A 397-nucleotide genomic window follows, 5' to 3' on the forward strand; every position below is an offset into this window, starting at 1 on the left:
CACCCGCACCACCCACCACCACCCCCTCTTCCAGGTCATGGTGGACCTCCAGAACAACACCGCCCCCGAACTGCACCTCGACGGCCTCGATGTGAGCATCGGCGGGACCGACCTGACCCACGCCAAGTTCGACCTGCAATTCTCCTTCGTCCAGGGCACCGAGACACTCACCGGAGGGCTGACCTACGCGACGGACCTGTTCGACGCGGAGACGGCCGAGCGGCTGGCGGACGGCTTCCTGCGCGTCCTGGAGACGGTGACCGCCGACCCCGCGACACCCCTGTCAAAAATCAGCGCCCTCACACCCCAGGACCGCACCCGCCTCCTCCACACCCACAACAACACCACCCACCCGGTCCCACCTCAGCTCCTCCCCGACCTCTTCACCCACCAGGCC

General features: G+C 67.5%; 1 protein-coding gene. It reads left to right on the forward strand.

Features of this window, described 5'->3' with window-relative positions:
- The coding region (locus IF99_RS31455; protein WP_037828350.1) for a condensation domain-containing protein at window positions 1–397 on the forward strand (397 nt) is incomplete at both ends.

This window comes from Streptomyces sp. NRRL F-5630, from assembly GCF_000719475.1.
Lineage (GTDB): Bacteria > Actinomycetota > Actinomycetes > Streptomycetales > Streptomycetaceae > Streptomyces.